We start from the raw sequence: 2,184 nt of genomic DNA on the forward strand, positions 1-2,184 counted from the left end.
CTGCCCGCGAACGACCCTATTCGTAAACGCATGCTAGCCAATCGCACAGTTGCTGCATGTATCGCGTGTCATCCGGCAGCGTCGGAGGGCTTGGGGAAATGGACCAGTCCTCCGCTAGTAGGCCAGGGGCGGACCTTCACAAAATTTTCGCACCGGCCGCACATGAACATCGCCGGGCTGACCGACTGTGTGCATTGCCACCGCGTCCGCGAAAGTGGAGCACACGATTTTGAACCGCTTGGGCTTCAGACGTGTGTGACGTGCCATACCGCTCACGGTGCGGGCGAATCTTGCACCAAGTGCCACCGCTACCACGTCGATTCGTTTTAAGCAGCTAGTCGTACGACGGATTTCCTAGTCCGTCGAATACACCAGTGACGGACGAGGTAGTCCATCAGCCACCTGCTGCCACAGGAAACCACAGGCTGGCAGCCTGTGCTACGCAGGATAAAACTCGTTGATCGGACCACCATGGTCAGCGATGTCGGTTTCGGCCAGGAACAATTGTCCGGCGTTCGGACACTTGGCCTTGGCTTCAGGTGCCATGTTCTCCACCGCGGTCGTGATCACCAATTGGATTTTGCCTTCGTGCCGCACCAATGCGGGGCAAGTGTTTTGCGGCGATCCTGGGGTTCGCCACTCACAAACGAGATCACCCGAGGCAATGTCGTACATGCGGGTCGATCCAAAATCAGCCACCTCGGGCATGAACATCGACACGATCACGTGTTTGCCATCGGGCGTCAGGATTGCTCCGTCAGGCACGGCCGGGTCGCTGGTCAAATCAATCACGACCGTCGGATCGCCGAGCGTTCCGGCGTCAATGTCCAAAGCGTAGCGGACGATTTGCCGAGTCGGTGAATCGATGTCATACAGATCGAGCGTCCCGTCCTCACGTTTGACAATCGATTTTCCGTTGCTGCAAATCTGGTCGTCGCGCAACCGAATTAATTTCGAGTCGCGGCCGCGATACAAATATAGCCCTGCTTTTTTCGTGGCAAACTCGAGATCTTTTGTTCCGAAGACGAGGTTGTTCTCGAAAAACGTACCGTCATTGATGATCGTGTTCGACACGTCGCCATCGATCCCCTCTTGAAACACGTCGAACGTGCCCTTCGCGGTGTCAAAGAAACCGAGCGAACGTTCGCAACCGACAATGAATCGGTTTTCGGTCGTGCAAGGAAATGCAAACCCAGGGCGTCCCGGCAAATCGAATGATTGGTTCGTTTGGCTCGCTAAGTCGTAGAGATTCAGCGATCCCTGTTTCGCGTCCGCACCATGTTGAATTCCCACCCAAGAAAATTGGCCATCACGCAGCGCGAACGGGCCTTCGGGCAAAAATCTCAGCGCATCGGTCGTTGGGACGCTCAGTGCGGTAGCTTGGTGGATTTCAGACATGGTGAATGAATCGGGGGTTCAGTGGATGTTGGTTTCTGGCACCGTTCGGGCCGCGACCCGGACGCTTGCATAGTGTGCCATTTTCTTATGGGCTGAGAAACCAGGCCGATTCGCGATGATTGCGACATCCACTATGATGCCTGAGTCGAAGACAAGACTTATTCCATCATTTCATCCTGGGACAAATTGCGGCCAGGATACTGTATCGATTCGGGGAAGATTGACGATGTCATTGAGTATCATGCGGCGATTTACGTTCTGTGCGGGCCACCGTTTGGTCGGTCACGAAGGTAAATGCCAAAATCTGCATGGACACAACTATCTAGTCGAGATCTATGTGACCGGTCGCGAGCAGGATTCGGTCGGCCGCATCCTCGATTTCAAAATGCTCAAAGAGCGGTGTAAGGGATGGTTGGACGAAAATTGGGATCATTCGTTTATTTTGTGGGACCAAGACGAAAACGGGCTCGCCGCAATTCGCTCGTCCGAACCGCATCGCATTTATGAGCTGGCGTCCAACCCGACAGCCGAAAACATGGCCCTGCATCTACTGAACGAGGTCTGCCCAAAAATTCTCGAAGGCACCGGCGCTTCGGCTTTCAAGGTCCGGTTGTGGGAAAGCGAAGAGACCTGTGCCGAAGTGGAATTGGACGCGTAGCCCCGTACCGGCATTTCGGCGATGTGGGACGGATGCTCATCGGGCCAGTGGTGTGGTGGGCCATTGCATGGCGATCGGACAATATGGTCGGTAATCGCGCGGGCCACGTAGGCCGGATCAAGTCGCGA

Annotated in this window: 2 protein-coding genes and 1 pseudogene; 2 read left to right on the forward strand and 1 reads right to left on the reverse strand. The window is 55.3% G+C overall.

Annotated elements, in window-relative coordinates; all coding sequences use genetic code 11:
- Positions 1-330, forward strand: a pseudogene (locus tag RMSM_RS42610) (hypothetical protein); the annotation flags it as partial.
- A 108-nt stretch (positions 331-438) separates the two neighbouring features.
- Here RMSM_RS42610 and RMSM_RS14905 read toward each other — a convergent pair.
- On the reverse strand, positions 439-1,398 hold the full coding sequence (locus tag RMSM_RS14905) for an SMP-30/gluconolactonase/LRE family protein (protein ID WP_008697632.1): 960 nt from the start codon (positions 1,396-1,398) through the stop codon (positions 439-441).
- A gap of 226 nt (positions 1,399-1,624) precedes the next feature.
- On the opposite strand from RMSM_RS14905, the gene RMSM_RS14910 reads away from it, so the two are divergent.
- On the forward strand, positions 1,625-2,056 hold the full coding sequence (locus RMSM_RS14910; protein WP_040766843.1) for a 6-pyruvoyl trahydropterin synthase family protein: 432 nt from the start codon (positions 1,625-1,627) through the stop codon (positions 2,054-2,056).
- Positions 2,057-2,184: the final 128 nt, after the last annotated feature.

Source organism: Rhodopirellula maiorica SM1 (genome assembly GCF_000346295.1).
Classification (GTDB): domain Bacteria; phylum Planctomycetota; class Planctomycetia; order Pirellulales; family Pirellulaceae; genus Novipirellula; species Novipirellula maiorica.